This is a genomic window from Collimonas sp. GW821-FHT07E08, assembly GCF_059418905.1.
Genome location: NZ_JBWKQR010000011.1, coordinates 200,693 through 220,027, shown reverse-complemented (window position 1 = coordinate 220,027; position 19,335 = coordinate 200,693). Strand labels below are relative to the sequence as shown.

21 protein-coding genes and 1 tRNA gene are annotated in these 19,335 nt (G+C 57.9%); 8 read left to right on the top strand and 14 right to left on the bottom strand.

The genetic code is table 11. From position 1 onward, the window contains the following. Positions 1-46: 46 nt before the first annotated feature. Positions 47-934, bottom strand: a complete 888-nt coding sequence (gene cynR / locus AC07RZ_RS16320) for a transcriptional regulator CynR (RefSeq protein ID WP_494668703.1) — start codon at positions 932-934, stop codon at positions 47-49. Between the two features lie 113 nt (positions 935-1,047). Here cynR and AC07RZ_RS16315 point away from each other — a divergent pair, with 113 nt between their 5' ends. The 3 genes from AC07RZ_RS16315 (at position 1,048) to AC07RZ_RS16305 (ending at position 3,043) form a co-directional block, all read left to right on the top strand. Then, positions 1,048-1,710 (top strand): carbonic anhydrase, encoded by a 663-nt coding sequence (locus AC07RZ_RS16315; RefSeq protein ID WP_494668702.1) that lies wholly within the window; start codon positions 1,048-1,050, stop codon positions 1,708-1,710. Between the two features lie 52 nt (positions 1,711-1,762). After that, positions 1,763-2,233 (top strand): cyanase, encoded by a 471-nt coding sequence (cynS, locus tag AC07RZ_RS16310; protein WP_494668701.1) that lies wholly within the window; start codon positions 1,763-1,765, stop codon positions 2,231-2,233. Positions 2,234-2,389: 156 nt separating this feature from the next. Then, the gene (locus tag AC07RZ_RS16305) at positions 2,390-3,043 is read left to right on the top strand and encodes a DUF1345 domain-containing protein (protein WP_494668700.1); all 654 of its coding nucleotides are present in this window, start codon (positions 2,390-2,392) and stop codon (positions 3,041-3,043) included. Positions 3,044-3,147: 104 nt separating this feature from the next. Here AC07RZ_RS16305 and mgtA read toward each other — a convergent pair whose 3' ends face one another. Beyond that, positions 3,148-5,910 (bottom strand): magnesium-translocating P-type ATPase, encoded by a 2,763-nt coding sequence (gene mgtA, locus AC07RZ_RS16300; protein WP_494668699.1) that lies wholly within the window; start codon positions 5,908-5,910, stop codon positions 3,148-3,150. A gap of 708 nt (positions 5,911-6,618) precedes the next feature. Between mgtA and AC07RZ_RS16295 the strand changes: the two genes are divergently transcribed. Both AC07RZ_RS16295 and dacB read left to right on the top strand, forming a co-directional pair. Next, the gene (locus AC07RZ_RS16295; RefSeq protein WP_092400927.1) at positions 6,619-6,801 is read left to right on the top strand and encodes a hypothetical protein; all 183 of its coding nucleotides are present in this window, start codon (positions 6,619-6,621) and stop codon (positions 6,799-6,801) included. Positions 6,802-6,976: 175 nt separating this feature from the next. Next, entirely contained in the window at positions 6,977-8,404 is a 1,428-nt protein-coding gene (gene dacB, locus AC07RZ_RS16290; protein WP_494668698.1) for a D-alanyl-D-alanine carboxypeptidase/D-alanyl-D-alanine endopeptidase, read from the top strand. Between the two features lie 87 nt (positions 8,405-8,491). Here the strand turns inward: dacB and AC07RZ_RS16285 are convergent, their stop codons facing one another. From AC07RZ_RS16285 to AC07RZ_RS16275, 3 genes are read right to left on the bottom strand one after another with little or no spacing between them, the layout of a single operon-like run. Continuing rightward, entirely contained in the window at positions 8,492-8,995 is a 504-nt protein-coding gene (locus AC07RZ_RS16285) for a TPM domain-containing protein (RefSeq protein WP_494668697.1), read from the bottom strand. Beyond that, positions 8,995-9,858: a TPM domain-containing protein gene (locus tag AC07RZ_RS16280; protein ID WP_494668696.1), complete on the bottom strand. Its 864-nt coding sequence runs from the start codon at positions 9,856-9,858 to the stop codon at positions 8,995-8,997. The genes AC07RZ_RS16285 and AC07RZ_RS16280 overlap by 1 nt, the downstream gene beginning before the upstream one ends. Then, complete coding sequence (locus tag AC07RZ_RS16275) at positions 9,858-10,457, bottom strand: LemA family protein (RefSeq protein WP_342829204.1); 600 nt, start codon at positions 10,455-10,457, stop codon at positions 9,858-9,860. Before AC07RZ_RS16275 ends, AC07RZ_RS16280 begins: the two co-directional genes overlap by 1 nt. 141 nt (positions 10,458-10,598) lie before the next feature. On the opposite strand from AC07RZ_RS16275, the gene pyrF reads away from it, so the two are divergent. Continuing rightward, positions 10,599-11,426, top strand: a complete 828-nt coding sequence (gene pyrF / locus AC07RZ_RS16270) for an orotidine-5'-phosphate decarboxylase (RefSeq protein WP_494668695.1) — start codon at positions 10,599-10,601, stop codon at positions 11,424-11,426. A 2-nt stretch (positions 11,427-11,428) separates the two neighbouring features. Here pyrF and AC07RZ_RS16265 read toward each other — a convergent pair whose 3' ends face one another. The 9 genes from AC07RZ_RS16265 to AC07RZ_RS16225 all read right to left on the bottom strand — a co-directional run bounded on the left by AC07RZ_RS16265 (position 11,429) and on the right by AC07RZ_RS16225 (position 17,305). Next, positions 11,429-11,938, bottom strand: a complete 510-nt coding sequence (locus tag AC07RZ_RS16265; protein WP_144739067.1) for a CinA family protein — start codon at positions 11,936-11,938, stop codon at positions 11,429-11,431. A 78-nt stretch (positions 11,939-12,016) separates the two neighbouring features. After that, a complete protein-coding gene (locus AC07RZ_RS16260; protein WP_144739066.1) occupies positions 12,017-12,535 on the bottom strand; it encodes a phosphatidylglycerophosphatase A in 519 nt (172 codons plus the stop codon). Continuing rightward, on the bottom strand, positions 12,532-13,527 hold the full coding sequence (gene thiL / locus AC07RZ_RS16255) for a thiamine-phosphate kinase (RefSeq protein ID WP_494668694.1): 996 nt from the start codon (positions 13,525-13,527) through the stop codon (positions 12,532-12,534). Before thiL ends, AC07RZ_RS16260 begins: the two co-directional genes overlap by 4 nt. Before the next feature lie 86 nt (positions 13,528-13,613). Beyond that, positions 13,614-14,174, bottom strand: a complete 561-nt coding sequence (locus AC07RZ_RS16250) for a hypothetical protein (RefSeq protein WP_494668693.1) — start codon at positions 14,172-14,174, stop codon at positions 13,614-13,616. Between the two features lie 27 nt (positions 14,175-14,201). Continuing rightward, the gene (gene trmB / locus AC07RZ_RS16245; RefSeq protein ID WP_494668692.1) at positions 14,202-14,909 is read right to left on the bottom strand and encodes a tRNA (guanosine(46)-N7)-methyltransferase TrmB; all 708 of its coding nucleotides are present in this window, start codon (positions 14,907-14,909) and stop codon (positions 14,202-14,204) included. A 138-nt stretch (positions 14,910-15,047) separates the two neighbouring features. Beyond that, positions 15,048-15,121 (bottom strand) — tRNA-Gly (locus AC07RZ_RS16240). Positions 15,122-15,317: 196 nt separating this feature from the next. Next, positions 15,318-15,740, bottom strand: a complete 423-nt coding sequence (locus AC07RZ_RS16235; RefSeq protein ID WP_494668691.1) for a hypothetical protein — start codon at positions 15,738-15,740, stop codon at positions 15,318-15,320. 352 nt (positions 15,741-16,092) lie between these two features. Continuing rightward, positions 16,093-16,668 (bottom strand): Swt1 family HEPN domain-containing protein, encoded by a 576-nt coding sequence (locus AC07RZ_RS16230; protein ID WP_494668690.1) that lies wholly within the window; start codon positions 16,666-16,668, stop codon positions 16,093-16,095. A 1-nt stretch (position 16,669) separates the two neighbouring features. After that, on the bottom strand, positions 16,670-17,305 hold the full coding sequence (locus AC07RZ_RS16225; protein WP_494668689.1) for a DUF5343 domain-containing protein: 636 nt from the start codon (positions 17,303-17,305) through the stop codon (positions 16,670-16,672). A 432-nt stretch (positions 17,306-17,737) separates the two neighbouring features. On the opposite strand from AC07RZ_RS16225, the gene AC07RZ_RS16220 reads away from it, so the two are divergent. Both AC07RZ_RS16220 and AC07RZ_RS16215 read left to right on the top strand, forming a co-directional pair. After that, entirely contained in the window at positions 17,738-18,118 is a 381-nt protein-coding gene (locus tag AC07RZ_RS16220; protein WP_494668688.1) for a hypothetical protein, read from the top strand. A gap of 206 nt (positions 18,119-18,324) precedes the next feature. After that, positions 18,325-19,335, top strand: coding sequence for a hypothetical protein (locus AC07RZ_RS16215; RefSeq protein ID WP_494668687.1), 1,011 nt, complete (start codon positions 18,325-18,327; stop codon positions 19,333-19,335).

The window sequence follows — 19,335 nt, the reverse complement described above, 5'->3', positions numbered from 1 at the left end:
CAGAAAACGCCCGCAAGGGCGTTTTTTTATTGCGGCGTCTGCAGCTTTATTCAGCAGCCAGATTGCCGGCGAGCTCGGCGAAAGCTCTGGCCGCAGCGCTTTGATAACTGTCCTTGCGCCACAAAAGCGAGACCGTGCGCTGCGGCAAGGCAGGGCTCAGCGGGATTTCCCGCAGCCCGGGATGTTCGCGTGCAATCGCATCCGGCAAGATGGTGGCGACACCGCCGCGGCGGACGATTTCCACGATCGCGCTAATGGTGTTGGCTTCGATGGCGATGTTGGGCGAGATGCCCTGCTGCTGCAGGTAAGCGTCGACAAAGGTGCGAGTAGCGAAGTCGCTGCTGAGCAGCGCCAGCGATTGCCGGCCAAGCTCGCTGGCTGCCAGCGCCGCCGCAGCCGGGCGCTTGGCCAGCGGATGCGTCAGTCCGACTACCACGCACAGCTTTTCCACGAACAGGGGCCGGCTGCTGATTTCCTGCGAGCGGACTTGGCTGAAGGCTAGCCCCAGGTCAACCTGGTCCGCCGCCAGCGCCGTTTCAATTGCATCCAGGGTCTTTTCAATCACCTGCAGCGCGATGCCGGGGTAGCTGGCGTTGAAGCGCGCGATCAACGGCCCTGCCAGATAAGAAGTCAAGCTGGGCGTCATGGCCAGCCGCAGCATGCCGCGCGACAGGTCGCGCACATCATGGATCGCCCGCTGGCCGGCTTCCAGCTCGCGCAGCGCCCGGCGGGCGTAGGCGATATAGGCTTCACCGGCATCGGTGGCGCGCACCACCCTGCCGCTGCGGTCCAGAAGCTGCACTCCCAATGTCTCTTCCAGCTGCCGTATCTGCTGCGACAAAGTCGGCTGCGAAACATACAAGGCTTCCGCCGCCCTGGTGAAGTTTCCATGTTCGACGACGGCGAGCAGGTAGCGGATATGACGTAATAGCATGTTTGATAACTATAGGAAATTCTTATTGAGATTATTGTATATCGGTCTTGGACCCAATAGTTCAATGCCTTCATCATGGCTCCACTACTTCAACACCTGCAAGGAGAAGCGCCATGAAGTCCATCGTCGATGGGGTCTTGAAATTCCAAAAACACACCTTCCCGGGCCTGTCCGGACTGTTCAAGGAACTGGCCACCGCCCAGAACCCGAGTGCATTGTTCATCACCTGTTCCGATAGCCGCGTCGTGCCGGAATTGCTGACCCAGCAGGATCCGGGTGACATCTTCGTGATCCGCAATGCCGGCAATATCGTTCCATCCTATAGCTCGGCGCCGGGCGGCGTCACCGCCACGGTCGAATATGCGGTCGCCGTACTGGGCGTGAGCGACATCGTGGTCTGCGGCCATTCCGATTGCGGCGCCATGACGGCTATCTCCAGCTGCAAATGCCTGGATCACTTGCCCGCGGTGGCGGGCTGGCTGCGCCATGCCGATTCGGCCAAAGCGGTGAATGCGGCTCGTACCCATGCCTCGCCTGCGGCCCGGCTGAGCTCGATGGTGCGCGAAAACGTCATCGCCCAGCTGGTCAACATCAAGACCCATCCATCGGTCGCGCTGGCGCTGGAACAGGGCAGCCTGAACTTGCATGGCTGGGTGTACGACATTGAAACGGGCGCGATCGTGGCGCTGGACGGCGCCAGCAATCAATTCGTCTCGCTCGCCGAATTTCCTCAAACCGTCGCTACCTCCGCCAAGCGCAGCGTGCCGGCTGCTTAACGCTTAACCATTGGCAGTTCTTCATCCGTTCTTTCACTGAAAAGGAAACATCATGCAACAAGCAAACGTATATCAAGACAACCGCGTCGCCCTCACTTCTCGCGTCATCGCCGCCAAAGCCCTCAAGGATCTATCCTGGAAACAGCTGGCCGAAGGCAGCGGCCTGAGCGTGGCCTATGTCACGGCAGCGCTGCTGGGCCAGCATGCCTTGCCGAAGGCCGCCGCCGAAATGGTTTGCCAGCGCCTCAGCCTGGAGCCGGAGGCAGTGGCAGAGCTGCAGACGATCCCGTTGCGCGGCAGCATCCCGGGCGGCATTCCTACCGATCCGACCATTTACCGTTTCTACGAAATGCTGCAAATCTACGGCACCACCTTGAAGATGCTGGTGCATGAAGAACTGGGCGACGGCATCATCAGCGCCATCAACTTCAAGCTGGACCTGAAACGGGTAGAAGACCCTGAAGGCGGTTCGCGTGCGGTGATTACCCTGGACGGAAAATTCCTGCCGAATAAACCGTACTGACCAGGCTGCGTCGCAGCGTGTTTTCCTTAAAACGAAAACACACGGAAATCCGCAGTTGCAATATGCTATCGATTAAGAAACGGCGAGGCTGCTCCAATGCGGCCTCGTTTTTTGCAATTTCGTCTTGCATCGATACCTGGTTCAAAAAGGACAAGCATGAATAATTTTCGCCGCCTGGTTTTCCATACCCACCCGCGCCTGATGATTGCATTGGTCATCGGCCTCGCGGTATGGGCGGTCCAGCCCACGAGCTCGCACCTGACGCGCCTGCTGATAGGCTGGAACGCCGGCGTCTGGACTTACCTGGCGACGCTCTGGTGGATGATGGCCAGGGCCAGCTCGGGACAGGTGAAACGGCGCGCCGCCATCGAGGACGAGAACGATACCGTGATACTGGTCCTGATCTGCGTCGCCGCGGTCAGCAGCATCGGCGCGGTGGTGCTGGGGCTGGCGCACACCCAGGACTTTTTGCCGGGGCCGAAAGAGCTGCGCTACATGTTTACCGGCATGACGGTGCTGGGCTCCTGGTTCCTGGTGGGCACCATCTTCGCGCTGCATTACGCGCGCCTGTTTTATGCCTGCGCGGGCGACAAGCTGCCGCTGCGTTTTCCTGACGATGAAAAAAATCCCGACTATTGGGATTTCCTGTATTTCTCTTTCACGATGGCGGTCGCCGTCCAGACTTCCGACGTAAGCATCATGACGCGCTCCATGCGCAAGATCGTGCTGATGCAGTCGGTGCTGACCTTCCTGTTCAATTCGGCCATCCTGGGCCTGTCGATCAACATCGCGGCAGGCCTGGTCGGATAAATACCGCGCCAGTGCAGGGACGTAAAAAAAGCCAATCGCATGATTGGCTTTTCTTTTTGCGGAGGCCGGGACGATGACCTGTCCCGTTCCCCTGGCGCCGCTGCTTATTGCCAGCCGTAGCGGCGGGCGTACCAGCCTTTCATTGCCTGCGTCAGCACCGCGTAGGCCACCAGGATCAGCAGCAGCCATGGGAAGTAAGTCAGCGGCAAAGCCTGCAGCTTGAAGTAATGGGCCAGCGGCGACATCGGCAGCAGGATGCCGACCAGCATGATGATCAAGGTCATGCTCATCAGGGCCCACGATGCGCGGCTCTGGAAGAACGGGATCTTGCGGGTGCGGATCATGTGCACGATCAAGGTTTGCGACAGCAAGCCCTCGATGAACCAGCCGGATTGGAACAGGGTCTGGTGCTCCGGCGTGTTGGCGCCGAAGATGTACCACATCAGGGCAAATGTCGTGATGTCGAAAATCGAGCTGATCGGACCGAAGAACACCATGAAACGGCCGATTTCGGCGGCGTTCCAGCGTTGCGGTTTCTCCAGGAATTCCTTGTCGACGTTATCGAAAGGAATCGTGATCTGCGAGATGTCGTACAGCAGGTTCTGCACCAGCAGGTGCAACGGCAGCATCGGCAGGAACGGCAGGAAGGCGCTGGCGACCAGCACCGAGAACACATTGCCGAAGTTGGAGCTGGCGGTCATCTTGATGTACTTCAGCATGTTGGCGAAGGTCTTGCGGCCTTCCAGCACGCCTTCTTCCAGCACCATCAGGCTCTTTTCCAGCAAGATGATATCGGCCGCTTCCTTGGCGATATCGACCGCGGTGTCGACCGAGATGCCGATGTCGGCAGCGCGCAACGCCGGCGCGTCGTTGATGCCGTCGCCCATGAAGCCGACCACGTGGCCCTTGTCATGCAGCACGCGCACGATGCGTTCCTTGTGGGTCGGGCTGAGCTTGGCGAACACGGTGGTGGTCTCGACCGCGACGGCGAGCTCGGCGTCGCTCATTTTCTCGACGTCGTTGCCGAGCAGCATGCCGTCCACGGCCAGGCCGACCTGGCGGCAGATCTTGGCGGTCACCAGTTCGTTGTCGCCGGTCAGGATCTTGACCGTGATGCCGTGTTCCCGCAGCGCGTCCAGCGCCGGCTTGGTGGATTCTTTCGGCGGGTCGAGGAAGGCGATATAGCCGATCAGGACCAGGTCGCTTTCATCGGCGACGCCATACACTTCCTTGGTCGGCGGCAGGTCTTTGGCGGCTACCGCCACCACGCGCAAGCCTTCGGCGTTCAGGCTGGAGGTGGTCTCGTAGATTTCCTGCAGCAGTTCCTTGGTGAACGGCACCACCTGGCCGTTGTGGCGGGCGTGGGTGCAGACCGAGACGATTTCTTCGACGGCGCCTTTGCAGATCAGTTCATGATGGTCTTCGCGTTCGCTGACCACCACCGACATGCGGCGGCGCTGGAAGTCGAACGGGATTTCATCGACCTTGCGGTAGGCCGAGGCCAGCGCCATTTCGCGCTGCAGCTCGGCGTGTTCGAGGACGGCGACATCCAGCAGGTTTTTCAGGCCGGTCTGGTAATGGCTGTTGAGGTAGGCGTATTCCAGCACCAGGTCGTCCTGCTCGCCGAGGATATCGGTATGGCGTTCCAGGAAAATCTTGTCCTGGGTCAGGGTGCCGGTCTTGTCGGTGCACAGGACGTCCATGGCGCCGAAGTTCTGGATCGCGTCCAGGCGCTTGACGATCACCTTCTTGCGCGACAGCGCGACCGCGCCCTTGGCCAGGGTCGAGGTAACAATCATCGGCAGCATTTCCGGCGTCAGGCCGACCGCGATCGACATCGCAAACAGGAACGCTTCGACCCAGTCGCCCTTGGTGTAGCCGTTGAGCAGGAACACCACCGGCGTCATGACCATCATGAAGCGGATCAGCAGCCAGCTGACCTTGTTGACGCCGGACTGGAACGCGGTAGGCGTGCGGTCGGATGCGGTGACGCGCTCGGCCAGGGCGCCGAAGTAAGTGCGGTTGCCGGTGGTGACCACGATCGCGGTGGCGGAACCGCTGACCACGTTGGTGCCCATGAAGCACAGGTTGTCCAGTTCCAGCGGGTTGCTGGTGGCGGCGCCGCGGTGGGTAACGAATTTTTCCACCGGCAGCGATTCGCCGGTCATGGCGGCCTGGCTGATGAACAGGTCCTTGGCGGTCAGCAGGCGGAGGTCGGCCGGGATCATGTCGCCGGCGGAGAGCTGGACGATGTCGCCCGGCACCAGTTTCTTGATCGGCAGTTCGATGCGGCGCGCGCCCTTCGGATGCAAGGTGACGTCGAAGTAGCGCAGGGCTTCCTCGGCGATGTCTTCGGCCAGGTCATGGCGCAGCACCGTGGCGGTGTTGCTGACCATGGCCTTGAGCTTGTCGGCGGCGGTATTGGAGCGCGACTCCTGGATGAAACGCATCAAGGTCGACAGCACCACCATCGAACCGATGACGATGGTGGCTTTCATGTCTTCGGTGAGGTAGGAGACGGCGGCCAGCACGGTCAGCAGCAGGTTGAACGGGTTTTTGTAGCATTGCCACAGGTGCGTCCATTTCGAGATCGGCTTTGCGTGCTCGACCTCGTTCGGGCCGGCGCTGGCGCGGATATTGTCCGCCTCGGCTTCGGTCAGGCCGTCGGCGCGGCTGTGCAGGGTCTTGAACAGTTCGCTGATATCGACATGGGCGGCAGAGGACAGGTTTTCCGCCAGCGAGGGCGGCACATCCTTGGTGACCGGGGTGCTGCGGAACATGTCCGCGCCGAGGCGGCGGAAGTGGCGGTCCATGCCGTGGGTGCGGACAAAGCTAACGAATGTTTCTCTCAGGATGTTCAGATTCATGGTCTTCTTCTTTTTTCATGCAATGCGGTCGGCTGTCGTCGATCAGTGTGTCGCTTGTTGCTTGCTTTTAGCTTTATCGCCTTTAACTTTTTCGCTTTTAACTTTATCGCCTTTAACTTTATGTTAACGACTGGCAACCCATCCGGATGACAGCCTGTCGGCAAAAAGAAAAAAGTTCTAGAACGGCACCAGACTGTAAATTCGATCGGTGACATCTTGATGACAATCTCGGATCTATCTCAAGCGCTGGATGCAAGTGTTCGATGGCCGCGACAACGGCGCTAGCCATGGTCAGGGCCAGATTCAGCCAGGCGCGCTGCCGGCGCGGCGGCGCAACTCAGGATGAAACAAGATCAGGTGGTGGAATACTGCGCGCCCGGGAAACGATTCCAGGCGCTGGGATACCATCATCCGCCGGTGGCGAGATGACGGCAGGGGAAATCCTGCGTTATCTTGCCGAGGCGGAGCCAGAACGGGTCTGGCTACAACTGTCACTCGAACAAGTGCCCATTAAAGGGACTCCATAAAATTTAGACTGGTGGATAGTAGCCGCGCGGCGGATGGCGGTCAAGAAAATTGTGCAGGACAGCACAAGTTCGATTGCACGCTGTTCCAGCCATGCCAGGCCTGTTGTCAATCAATTATTCGACCTTGTCATTGGGCATGAGAAAACTATACTGAAATCATAAATAGACAAAGGAGATGACCATGGTCAACCTGGTGATGAACAACCTGCTGTTTTTCATACCGGCAGCCATCGCCGGCGTGGTGTTGTGCGGCGAAGTGCCGGTTGCATCCAGGTTTGCCCGCGGCAGCCTGCGCGCCATCGGCGCCGTGTGCGGCGCGCTGCTGGCATTGATTATCCTGGAAGCCATACCGGCATTGCTCTGAGGCCGCAGCCTGGCAGTACACATCGGGATCGCCGGCGGCATCCCGCAGCGGTTCCGTTTTCTGATTTTTCCAACCCTTGCCGGCGCTATTCGGCTGCCGGCTGCAGTTCCTTCCTTTGCATCGTGTGAACGCGTGGGATAATCCTGCGCAAACCTTCTTTTTCACCGGTGCCCACTTGAATAAACTCCACGCGATCAGTGTCCTCCTCCTGTCTTCCTTCCTGCTGCCCGGCGTCCAGGCGCAAGAATCCGCCGCGGCGCTGCCGCCGTCGTTCAGCAAGGCCCTGCAGCTGGCCGGGATCCCGGCCCAGAACGCCGGCGTCTATGTGCAAGAGGTCGACGGCGCCGGCAAGGTGCTGGCCTCGGCCAACGCCGGCACGCCGTTCAATCCGGCCTCGACCATGAAACTGGTGACCACCGACGCCGCGCTGGAGCTGCTGGGGCCGACCTATCGCTGGAAAACCCAGGCGTACACCAATGGCAGCCAGGTTGGCAATGTGCTGCAGGGCGACCTGATCTTCAAGGGCAACGGCGATCCCAAGCTGGTGCTGGAAAATTTCTGGCTGTTCCTGCGCCAGATCCGCGCCAAGGGCATCCGCGACATCCGCGGCAATATCGTCCTGGACCGCAGCACGTTTGACGAGAATGCCTACGATCCCTCCGAATTCGACGGCGACCCGATGAAACCGTACAACGTCGGCCCGGACGCCTTGCTGCTCAATTACAAGGCGCTGACATTCCAGTTCGTGCCGAACCCGGAAACGCGCCAGGTCAATGTGCTGATCGATCCGCCGATGAGCGGCTACCCGGTCACGCCGCCGCGCCTGGGCAGCGGCAGTTGCGACGACTGGCAGGGCAAGCTGCAGGCCGCGGTGGACGCCGACGGCGCCAGTTTCAACGGCGCGCTGCCAGCCTCCTGCGGTGAAAAGACCTGGTACGTCAATCCCTACAAGATGAGCAACACGCAATACTTCGGCGCAGTGTTCCGGCAAATGTGGGGCGACCTCGGCGGCACGTTCAGCGGCGTCGTGAAAAACGGCCTGGCGCCGGCCGGCAGCACCCTGGTCAGCGAATGGAGTTCGGTGGCGCTGCCGGAAGTGATACGCGACATCAACAAGTACAGCAACAATGTGATGGCGCGGCAAGTGCTGCTGACCATCGCCGCCGACATCCTGAAAGTGCCGGCCACGCCGGAGCGCGGCGCGCGCGCCATCCAGAGCTGGCTCGGCAACAAGGGCATCGACGCCAGCGGCCTGGTGATCGAAAACGGTTCGGGACTGTCGCGCAATGAAAGGGTCTCAGCCCGGACCATGGGCCGCATGATGGCCGCAGCCTTCCAGTCGCCGGTCATGCCGGAGTTCGTCTCCTCGATGCCGCTGGTAGGCTACGACGGCACCATGCGCAAACGCCTGAAAAACCAGAGCGTCGCCGGCCAGGCCCACGTCAAGACCGGCACCCTGAACGATGTCAGGGCCATCGCCGGCTACGTGCTGGCCGCCTCCGGCAAATACTACGCGGTAGTATGCCTGATCAACCACCCCAACGCCCCCCGCGGACAAGCCGCACAAGACGGCCTGCTGCAATGGGTCTACGAAAACGGCTGAAGCGCCGCGGCAAAAAAATAAATCGACTCTGACCCTAAATAATCAATTAGGGTCAGAGTCGATTTAATTGGGGTTTGACTGGCGCGGTTACAGTACCAGCGGCTTGTCCGACAGTTCGTTTTTCTTGCGGCCTTCGTCGGGGAAGTGCTGGGTCAGCAGGCCGTTCATTTGTTCCAGCGCCGCCAGCGTGCTGTCGTGGAATGCGCCGTTGGCGAATTCCTTGGTCATGGTCTTGCACACGGCTTGCCAGTCGGCTGGCTTGGTGGCGCGGCCGATGGCGCGGTCGACGATGATTTCGACCTTGTGGTCGGCCAGGTTGACGTAGAGCAGCACGCCGACGTTTTCTTCCGTGTCCCAGATCCGGTAATGCGAGAACAGTTCATGGGCGCGGTTGCGTGAAGTCACGCCGTTGAGCACGGCGGGCAGGCTGAGCGATCCTTCGACAATCATTTTGACTTCGGCCCGGTGCGTGACTTCGCCGTCGGCGATTTTCTGCTGGATAGCCTTGAGCGTGCTTGCCGGAAACGCCCGTCGCGCGCTGCGCCGGGTAGTCAGCAAATGACGCCAGATGCGTTGTAGGGTTTTTGCCATCACCAGTCTCCCGACGCGCCGCCGCCGTCGAATCCGCCACCGCCGCCGGAAAAGCCGCCACCGCCGCCACCGCCGCCGAATCCGCCTCCTCCGCCAAAACCACCGCCGCCACGCCCGCCCTGGCTCAGGATGCTGCCGATGATGACGCCGGCGGCGTTGCCCCAGACATTGCTGTTGAGCGAACGGCCGGAACCGGCACTGCCGCCGCGCGCGCGTGAAATGATGGTGATCAGGATGAAAAAGCCGAAGAACAGCAGCGGCGCCAGGGCGCCCAGCCAGTCGGAGGAGGGCTCTTGCGCCGGCCCGGACTTACGGCTGGGCGGCGCAAAATTCTCCTGGTCCAGCAGCGGCATGATGGCCGAGATGCCGGCGTTCAGGCCGCCGTAATAGTCGTTCTTGGAAAAATAAGGTGCGATGATGTCCTGCAGCACACGCTTGGACTGGGCATCGGTCAGCGTGCCCTGGACCCCGCGTCCGGTCAGTATCATCATGCGCCGCAAGGCTTTCGGATTGTCTTTCGCCACCAGCAGGATGACGCCGTCGTCGATCCCTTTGCGCCCCAGCTTCCAGGCGTCGGCCACCCGCACGGCATAGTCCTCGATGCCTTCCGGTTCGGTTTTGCTGAGCAGCAAGATGGCGATCTGGCTGCCGGTGCGCGTTTCGTATTCGCTCAGGGTACTGTCGAGCGCATCGCGCTGCGCCGGCTGCAGCATGCCGGCCAGGTCGGTGACATGCGCCTGCAGGGGCGGCACCGCCACCTGCGTCTGCGCCGCGGCGGGCGTCGCCGACAAACCGGCCAGCGCCAGCCACAAGGCCAGCGCCGGCAGCCAGGCGCGGATTGGCGGAATCGCCTTAAGCGACATTATTTTTTGCCGCCGAAATCGACGTCGGGCGAAGTCGAGATCGCTTTTTCATTATCCACGGTGAACGATGGCTTGACCTTGTAGCTCATCGCCATCGCAGTCAGGTTGGTCGGGAAGCTGCGCGTCAGCACGTTGTAGTCCTGGACGGCGACGATGTAGCGGTTGCGCGCCACCTTGATGCGGTTTTCTATGCCTTCCAGCTGCGACTGGGCGTCGCGGTACAAGCCGTCGGCCTTCAGCTGCGGATAATTCTCGGACACCGCCATCAGGCGCGACAAGGCCGAAGACAGCTGGCCCTGGACTTGCTGGAATTTCTCGAAGGCGGCAGGATCGTTCAGCACTTCCGGCGTGATCTGGAAGCTGGTCGCCGCGGAGCGGGCCTTGGTCACGGCTTCAAAGGTTGCTTCTTCATGGGTGGCGTAAGCCTTGACGATCTGGGCGATCTTCGGCACCAGGTCGGCGCGTCCCTGGTACTGGTTGACGACTTCGCCCCAGGCTGCCTTGACGGCTTCATCCTTGGCCTGGAAATCGTTGTAGCCGCAGGCGCTGAGCAGCGAGGCGAAGGTAACAATTGCCAGCCATTTGGAGAAAGTTTTCATGGATATCCCTGATAAAAGAAACAATGTCATGCACGTTAGCAAACTATCGATAGCCGCTCAAGTGTTAAATAGCGACTACTCCGCTTATTCCCGGCTAAATTGGAATTACAATGCGGGGGTTTGCATTATTAAGGCTTCACCGTGACTTTTATCGAAAAATTATCCGCCGCCTGGAGCGCCAACAATTCCCTGCTGTGCGTCGGGCTGGATCCGGATGTTGCCAGATTCCCATCGCACCTGCAGCAGCAGCCGGATGCGATCTTTGCCTTTTGCAAGGCAATCATCGACGCCACCGCCGCCACCGCCTGCGCTTTCAAGCCGCAAATCGCCTATTTCTCGGCGCTGCGGGCGGAAGACCAGCTGGAAGCGATCTGCGAGTACCTGCGCAAGAACTACCCGCACATCCCGATCGTGATGGACGCCAAGCGCGGCGACATCGGCGCCACGGCCGAGCAATATGCGCGTGAAGCCTTCGAGCGCTACGGCGCCGACGCCGTCACCGTCAGCCCGTACATGGGCTTCGATTCAGTCGCGCCGTACCTGGAATGGAAGGACCGCGGCGCCATCGTCCTGTGCCGCACCTCCAACGCCGGCGGTTCCGACCTGCAATTCCTGAAGGTCGATGGCGTGCCGCTGTACCAGCACGTGGCGCGCCTGGTGGCCGACAAGTGGAATACCAACGGCCAGTGCGCCCTGGTGGTGGGAGCGACCTTTCCGCAGGAACTGGCGCAAGTGCGCAGCATCATCGGCGACATGCCGCTGCTGGTGCCGGGCGTAGGCGCCCAGGGCGGCGATATCGAGGCCACCGTGAAGGCCGGCAAAACGGCAAACGGCATGGGCATGATGATCAACTCGTCGCGCGCCATCCTCTACGCCAAACCGGACCAGGCCGCCGGCGAAGACTTCGCCCAGGCCGCGCGCCGCGTGGCCGAGGAAACCCGCGACGCCATCAACCGCTTTCGTATCTGAGTTTATTTCAAGAAGCGCAACAGACCTTGCAGCGCATGGATCACGGTTTGTTCGCGCACCGCGCGGCGGTCGCCCGCGAACACCAGGCGCTCGGTATGGGTGCGGTGGCCGACTGACCAGCCGAAGCAGACCGTGCCGACCGGCTTGCCCGGCACCGCGCCGCCCGGGCCGGCGATGCCGGTGGTGGAGACGGTGACGTCGGCATTGCTGTTGGCCAGCGCGCCTTCGGCCATGGCGGCGGCAATTTCTTCGCTCACCGTGCCATGCTGGGCAATCTCGGCTTCAGGAATATCCAGCAGTTCAGTCTTGGATGCGTTGGAGTAAGTGACGAAGCCGCAATCGAACCATTCCGAAGAACCGGCGATTTCCGTAATCGCTTGGGAGATGCCGCCGCCGGTGCAGGATTCGGCGGTCGACAGGAACCAGTTCCTGGCTTGCAGGGCGCGGCCGACTTGCGCCGCCAGGTCGACGATTTGCTCGGTGTTGTCTTCAACTACAGTGCTGGTGTTCATGTCTCAACTCCTGTTTGCTGTTCTGCCGGCTGGGTCAGTACATACTGCCACTTGTTACGGGCAGATGCAATCGCCGGGCTAGATCACGCGCCACAGGGCCAGCGCCAGCAACGTATAAAACGCTGCCACGATGTCATCCCACATGACGCCGAATCCGCCCTTGAAATGGCGGTCGAAATAGGCGATCGGCGGCGGTTTCACCATATCGAAAAAACGGAACACGACGAAGGCGCCGAACTGCGCCGGCAGGGTGGCCGGGGTCACCAGCACCAGCACCAGCCAGAATGCGATGATTTCATCCCACACCATGCTGCCATGGTCCGGCGCGCCCAGGTGGCGGCCGGTGCTCTGGCAGGTCCAGATGCCAACGATGAAACCGGCGGCGATGATCACCAGCCAGTTCAGCGGCGTGAAAATTTCCGGCCAGCGGGTGGTCATCACTACATACGACAGCCAGCCGAACAAGGTGCCGAACGTGCCCGGCATGATGGGCGAGAGTCCGCTGCCAAAACCCTGGGCGATGAAATGCGCCGGATGCGACAGCATGAAACGGGCGCTAGCCTTGATCGGTTGAGGCGGGGGAGTTGTTTCTGTCATGTTGAGCGAAAGTGATCGAAAGAAGCCAGTTGCAGGTTAAGCGGGTTATTGCCGGCATCGTGCAGGCGCAAGCCTGGGTCGGCGTCGATGCTGCCGATGCGGGTGACGGCGGTGGCGGCAGCCTGGGCCGCGGCCAGCACGGCGCCGCGCTGGCCGGCGGCGGCGGTGAAGCACAATTCGTAGTCGTCGCCGCCGGCCAGGGTGAAATGGCGGCGGATCGCCTGGTTTTGCCGGCTCAGCACCGGGCCGGCCGGCAGGCTGTCGACCGCCAGCGTGGCGCCGACAGCCGAGCGCGCCAGGATGTGGCCGAGATCGCCGGCCAGGCCGTCGGAAATGTCGATCGCCGCATGGGCGATGCCGTGCAGGGCCTGGCCCAGCGCAACCCTTGGCGTCGGCTGGTGCATGCGCGCCGCCGCCAGTTTGAAACTGTCGCTGCCCGGAATCAGGTCAGCGCTCAATTCGGCGCCGAGTTCCTGCCGGTAGACCGCCAGCGCCAGGCGGGCGTCGCCCAGCGTGCCGGAGACCCAGATGTCGTCGCCGGCCTGGGCGGCGTCGCGGCGCAAGGCTTGTCCGGGGACGGTTTCGCCAAATACCGTGATGCAGATGTTCAAAGGACCTTTGGTGGTGTCGCCGCCGATCAGTTCGCATTGGTGCAGGTCGGCCAGCGCCAGCAGGCCGCCTGAAAACGCCGCCAGCCATCCCTCATGTACCGCGGGCAGCGCCAGCGCCAGCGTAAACGCCAGCGGCCGCGCACCCATCGCCGCCAGGTCGGATAGGTTGACCGCCAGGCATTTGTGGCCGAGCGTGAACGGATCGGCATCGGGAAAAAAGTGGCGTCCTTCCACCAGCATGTCGGTAGAGATGGCCAGCTGCTTGCCGGCGCCAGGCGCCAGCAGCGCACAATCGTCGCCGACGCCGAGCGCAATCTGGTCAAGATGGCTGCGCGGCGCGCGAGTGAAGTAGCGGGAGATCAGGTCGAATTCGGACAACATAGGCAGATTGTACCGACTGGCGGGTTGTTAGACGGGCATTTTGGTCATTTTGCTGAAATTGCTTGCCGGCCATGGCCGGGCTTGCTTCAAAACCCCGCGCCGCAGGAAGTGGTGCGCGAAATCGCGCCTTTCTGCATGATGTCTTCGCCCTTGGTATTGCCGACCGAGATCTGGGTGACGCAATAGGTGCCGTTCGGCCCGGTCACCTTGGTGACGCGCTGGCCGTTCGGCAGCGTGATGTCTTCCATGGTGGTGTCCTTCGGTGAGCTTGGCGGCGGCGGGGCCGCAGGAGCAAGGCCCATTTCCAGTTTCTGCTGCATGGTCGGCTCGGCCGCCTTGGCGTCCTTGGGCGGCGCATCCTTGCGCAGTTCGCGGTCTATCTTGCCGATATCGCGTTTCGCGGCATCGACCATGCCCTCGGCCGACGGCCGGCTGGACGTCGCCGGCACCTGCGGCGCCGTCACGCCGGGAGCGGCCGGCTTGTAATGGGTTTCCTCAACCGTGATCGTCCCGGGCGGCAGCGGCGGCGTTTGCTCTCCCGCCTGCGCCAGCGGTGAATGGGTCAGGGCTAGGGCCAGCAGCGCCGCCGAGGCGGCAAAGCTGGCAAACCGGTTGTCGATGCGGGAAAAAAATCGGGTTAGCAACATGTCGCAGGCTTCCTATGGCAAAACAGGTCAAACGCGCGTGAACACCAGGTCCCAGACGCCATGTCCAAGACGCAAGCCGCGGTTCTCGAACTTGGTCACCGGCCGGTAATCCGGCCGTTCCGCGTAAGTCTCGGCGGTATTCTTCAGCAGCGGCTCGACGCTCAATACTTCCAGCATCTGTTCAGCATACTCCTGCCAGTCGGTGGCGCAATGCAGGTAGCCGCCCGGCGCGATGCGCGAGGCCAGCAGGCTGACCAGCGGCCCCTGGATCAGGCGGCGCTTGTTGTGCCGCGCCTTGTGCCAGGGATCGGGAAAAAACACATGCGCTCCGGCCAGCGAGCCGGGCGCGATCATGTTGGTCAGCACTTCCACCGCATCATGCTGGACCAGGCGCAAATTGCCCAGCTGCTGCTCGCCGATCAGCTTCAGCAGGCTGCCGACGCCGGGCGTATGGACTTCAACCCCGAGGAAATTCTTTTCCGGCATGCCGGCGGCAATCTTGGCCGAGGTTTCACCCATGCCGAAGCCGATTTCCAGGATGGTCGGCGCATTGCGCCCGAAAACCTGGCCGAGGTCGACCACGGCCTTGTCGTAAGGCACGCAAAAACGCGGCCCCAATTCTTCGATGGCCCGCGCCTGCGCCGTCGACAAGCGCCCGGCGCGCGTGACAAAACTGCGGATCCGGTGTTCGGTCGGATCGTAAAAAAGGGGTTTGCCGGATTTGTTTTCTGACATGCTGGATAGACGGTTAGGGTGAGGCGGGCGCGCAATTGCCATGTAACTGCCATGGGCCATGGCGTCATTGTAACGCCAGGCAATCGAGCGCCTCAAAAATACAAATGGCGCCCGGAGATGCTGGCGCCAACGCTGGTCTGGAGCGGGTAGAGGGGATCGAACCCTCGTCTAAAGCTTGGGAAGCTTTCGTTCTACCATTGAACTACACCCGCGAAGCCCATATTCTAAGCCATTTCTACTTTGAAATTCTGATAATTTTGCTCCGCAAAGACTGCAAATTACTCCGCAAGACGGCTGTACTGCCTTCGCGACCGCACTTGTGTGAAGCTATTCAGAATGTCACAGTGCATCACCCAGGGATATCGGATTGAATGAAGCACGATATCTGCCATCTGGAGTGGGAGGTCATCACTTTTCTTGAGCGATCAGTTTGCGACTTGGCTTCAAATGAAACCAGACTAAGAAAACGCCCAACAACATACAGGGCAACACAAAAAAACCAAGGATCAAAAACGAACCTAGAAATGCACCGAGCTGTAGTGATGTTCCATGCTTGAGTGAATCTATCAGTGGTACCCAACAGATGCTGAGAGTGCCGGCAAATGTGCCGGTAACTGGCCAGATCCATTTTACTTTGCGATCACGTATCCAGCCAATGCTCATAATCACATGGCAGAACCAGGCGTAATACATGACTACTAAAACGGCCGTCACGAGTCCTATATCCCGAGCTGAAGGTGTGTTTTCAGTTAGGGCGGTGATAAGGAGTAGTGGAAAAAACAGCCCCGCCATTGAAAGAGCGTAACAAATAATGACGGTCATATAGCGCATTAGCTGCTCCGCAAAAATATTGAGACCCGCATGATTGTTGAGGTTTAAGCCGACATAATTGGCGAATTTGCGGAGCGGAAATCGGCTGCAAAGCCACGACATATATAGAAAACCAGATGAGCTTGGGAAGCTTTCGTTCTGCCATTGAACTACACCCGCGATAGGCGCATTTTACGCGGGTTTTGGCGGGGTTTGCAAACTTGAAAGATGTTTGAGGGGATGGGGAATGTGATGGCTGATTTATCCGAAGTATGATCGCTGTGATCGAATAATCAAATTGATTAGGTATTAGGACCGTCTGTCGACGGGGGTCATACTTGGGGATATCAACAATCATAGACAGACCATATATTTACGCACCAACTTGCCGAATCCAATCTCTGACAGCTGTGCCAATACGTTCAATGTCCTGAAGACCGAGCTCCCCACTATGCATAATTACATTTCGTGAGCGCTCTATTGTGGAGATAATTTGTCTTACCCAATCTTGGGATTCCAGATGGTTTTCGAATAGTTTCCAATTTTGCCCAATTATTGCCGCTAAGTCGCCAAATTCTGTGTAGTTTAGTGGATCGTCTCCTCTTGGTGCATGCCAGCGTACTTTCTCTTCTTCTGTGCGCCGGGATTCTGCTTTGACTCTAATTTTTTCAGAGACGGATTGTTGCCACCAATTTGCACCTATTTCTTCAAGTAAACGCACTGACACAAAATCACGAACGGTATTCTCAAAAGCAGCAATTACGATATACACGGTTGCCATCCGCTTGGCTCTAGAAACTAAATCTTCGTCAAGAGATTCGATTGGTAGTCTTTTCGCTACGTCGTGATCTACATTGTTCGTTAAAGATAGCCGACTCTTTCTTTGGGTTGATTCAAGAGCTTGTTCAGTTAGTAAACCACGAAACGCGAAAGAATAGAGATCAGTCACCTTAACCTCCAAGATGGGTTCGCATGGCTTGAAAGATTGCGTCAAATACCGCAGGGTCGCGGGATTCAGGTAAGTGAACGTGAATATCGTAGTGCAGTCGCAACGGGGAAGTTTCTTCGCTGCTCGAACGCTTTTGGGAAGAGTTGATTTTATGCGGTACATCCGCCTTCTCAATTGGCGGTGCTTCTGGCGCAGCTGGGGTGAGTATTGGCGCAGACCAGTCGGCCATGTTGCATAACGCTACGAACGTAGCGGCCATCAGCCGGACGACGTTATCTGATTTCTGCCCCTGCGTAAGTGTCTTAAGTTTGTTTTTAACTTCCTCCTCAGAAAGGTCATTAGCTCGTTTATTTACGGCGAATAAATCCTCGTAAGCTTCACGGATTGCTTCCGCGAGTACTCGTCCAGACTCACTTTGGTCAAGAAAAGCGAAATAACGTTTAGTTGGAATGCCTGACTCATCTAAAAAACCGAGACCTTTCAATAGAGCCATGAGTAGCCGGTCATTGCTGCTCTTGAAGTCTAGATCATTTAGAAATTTATTATTAAAACGCTCAGGTGCTTTCGCCGCTTGAATAGCAGCCAAAAATGCTTCAAGATTTTTTGTTGTAACGAGGTAAGCTCCTGTAAGCGCCATAACAATCCTTCGAATAATTGTTTACTGAAAAAATGTCCTGGCAGCTATTCTTCGGCAGTATTTTCCAAAATGCAAGTTAACAAAAATCCATTGTGCGCATAAACATAAATGGTTCCATGACATGAAGAGCTTTTTAGTCCGTGTTAGTTTGGTTGAAAATGCATGATTTTGTGTCAAACCAGAAATGGCCATATCGGACATTCTTCACGAATGGGCATGAGCAGCTACCTATCGTTGAGATGAACACGTACCTCCAAATACTCGCCCGACTGAGCTTGTGCTTCTATGCTTGACTTTGGCCGATCGAAGGTAATTTTTTTGACATCATTTTGTTGGGCAATCGTGCCCACTTAATTTTCATCAAATGCGTAGCGGCAACGGAAAACTGAGTACTATAGGTAACATAACAATTCGAATCAGGGTGCAATATTCATGCCGTATACGCCAAATCCTCAGCATAGGAACGCCCAGTTCTCACACGCGAAGTCACAGTGGAGTATTCCCGTTCCTGAAGAGATCAGTTGCTACACATTAGCAAATGCTAATAACTGGCAAGCGAACGCGTGTTTTTTTGGACTGTATTTACCGCAGGGCGCTCCGTTGCAGCTCGGCGTGGCTCCCGGGACAATCACAACTTTGTTTGTTGCAAAATTTGTGGGCGATCAAGATAACTGGCACGGATACCCAGTAGCTCACTGGCTCTCGCCATTTGATAAGCCGCCGGTTGATGTTTTGCACGATTGGCGTGTACGCGGATATATAAGCAAAGCAAAATTTGCCAAGATTCATAAGGGTAAAAGATGCAGCCTGTAAAACTGAAAATTAAAGGGAGTTTCTGGGACTCGCAGATTTATTCTGGCGAGTTAATTTTGTTCGACGATGAGGGTGGGACGTATAGGATTGATTGGTCAAAAGCCGTCGACGACATTGCGTCAGAGAATCTTGAGGTGCAGACAGCAATACGTGTCGCGTTCGCGGATAGTGATTTGTTTTACAATCCAAAGGTTCGGAGAATACTGATGGATCCAAAGATCAGTGATCCAATAAAACTGCAACTTGGAGCGCTAGCGACTTCTGAATATGAGGTTGTCGTCAATGCCTCCCAATTTAATAAGCAGGGTAGCCCGTTCGATTTTTTACCAACCGATACTGAGGTGTATTACAACCAGATATTCGCTGGCGATGACTCGGGTTTGTACTCTGTTCCTCGATCAAGAATCGCGTCGAAGTCGAACAATGAAGTTGCTAAACATCATGACGCCAGAGTGTTTCAAATCAAGGCATCCGACGATTACACTGCGGTCGCGTCTGCAATGGGTGACGACGGGCTGTTCGAATTTTCTTTTGATCGTCGTGAACCTTACGAGGTTTTATCAAACGGGGTGCGACTCACTGAACGGGCGTGTAGCGCTTGTGACTGGGCGTTTCAAAGTGTAATGGGGCGAACAACTGATTCGTCATTTTTTGTGAATTATTTCCAGCAAAAAACTGACGATAGATATGCAGCAAGGCGTGTTCTGGACAGGGTTATCGATGGGAAAGATATATTTGCATCGGACGCAGCTCCAAGTAGCGTAATTTGGGGAGCACGAGAAAAAGTTTATCAAATGACTGATTCCGGGATTGCAGTCACAAATTATCAACCCAATTTGAAGAGAAGTAAAAGGGACGTCGATTCGGAGCATAAGAGAACGTCATTTGGAAATAGCGGGTTCATTCCCGTAACTGACCTCGTACGTGACAGTTTTGTAGCAGCGGGCACCGCTCCGTTCGGAACGGTACTAGAGTTTGATGACGAGCTCGTGGTCTTGCGAAGTGATGAAAGTATCAGCCGTTTTCCGGGGGAACCAGTGCATTGGCGCATATTCCCGCGTTCAAACCATTATAGTAATCAGCTCCACATAATTTACGATGATCACTTATTGATTGTGTCATTCGTTCACGATTATTTTGTAGATCAGCAAAGAAAACTAGCTGGATTTGCCAAAAAATCTGCACAGCTTATTGATGAGTTTGATTTCGCTGGTTAG

Bases quoted from the DNA above. Each gene is read 5' to 3' on its own strand.
- cynR (WP_494668703.1), bottom strand. From the start codon at position 934: ATGCTATTACGTCATATCCGCTACCTGCTCGCCGTCGTCGAACATGGA.
- AC07RZ_RS16315 (WP_494668702.1), top strand. From the start codon at position 1,048: ATGAAGTCCATCGTCGATGGGGTCTTGAAATTCCAAAAACACACCTTC.
- cynS (WP_494668701.1), top strand. From the start codon at position 1,763: ATGCAACAAGCAAACGTATATCAAGACAACCGCGTCGCCCTCACTTCT.
- AC07RZ_RS16305 (WP_494668700.1), top strand. From the start codon at position 2,390: ATGAATAATTTTCGCCGCCTGGTTTTCCATACCCACCCGCGCCTGATG.
- mgtA (WP_494668699.1), bottom strand. From the start codon at position 5,910: ATGAATCTGAACATCCTGAGAGAAACATTCGTTAGCTTTGTCCGCACC.
- AC07RZ_RS16295 (WP_092400927.1), top strand. From the start codon at position 6,619: ATGGTCAACCTGGTGATGAACAACCTGCTGTTTTTCATACCGGCAGCC.
- AC07RZ_RS16285 (WP_494668697.1), bottom strand. From the start codon at position 8,995: ATGGCAAAAACCCTACAACGCATCTGGCGTCATTTGCTGACTACCCGG.
- AC07RZ_RS16280 (WP_494668696.1), bottom strand. From the start codon at position 9,858: ATGTCGCTTAAGGCGATTCCGCCAATCCGCGCCTGGCTGCCGGCGCTG.
- AC07RZ_RS16275 (WP_342829204.1), bottom strand. From the start codon at position 10,457: ATGAAAACTTTCTCCAAATGGCTGGCAATTGTTACCTTCGCCTCGCTG.
- AC07RZ_RS16265 (WP_144739067.1), bottom strand. From the start codon at position 11,938: ATGAACACCAGCACTGTAGTTGAAGACAACACCGAGCAAATCGTCGAC.
- AC07RZ_RS16260 (WP_144739066.1), bottom strand. From the start codon at position 12,535: ATGACAGAAACAACTCCCCCGCCTCAACCGATCAAGGCTAGCGCCCGT.
- thiL (WP_494668694.1), bottom strand. From the start codon at position 13,527: ATGTTGTCCGAATTCGACCTGATCTCCCGCTACTTCACTCGCGCGCCG.
- AC07RZ_RS16250 (WP_494668693.1), bottom strand. From the start codon at position 14,174: ATGTTGCTAACCCGATTTTTTTCCCGCATCGACAACCGGTTTGCCAGC.
- trmB (WP_494668692.1), bottom strand. From the start codon at position 14,909: ATGTCAGAAAACAAATCCGGCAAACCCCTTTTTTACGATCCGACCGAA.
- AC07RZ_RS16235 (WP_494668691.1), bottom strand. From the start codon at position 15,740: ATGCGCTATATGACCGTCATTATTTGTTACGCTCTTTCAATGGCGGGG.
- AC07RZ_RS16225 (WP_494668689.1), bottom strand. From the start codon at position 17,305: ATGGCGCTTACAGGAGCTTACCTCGTTACAACAAAAAATCTTGAAGCA.
- AC07RZ_RS16220 (WP_494668688.1), top strand. From the start codon at position 17,738: ATGCCGTATACGCCAAATCCTCAGCATAGGAACGCCCAGTTCTCACAC.
- AC07RZ_RS16215 (WP_494668687.1), top strand. From the start codon at position 18,325: ATGGATCCAAAGATCAGTGATCCAATAAAACTGCAACTTGGAGCGCTA.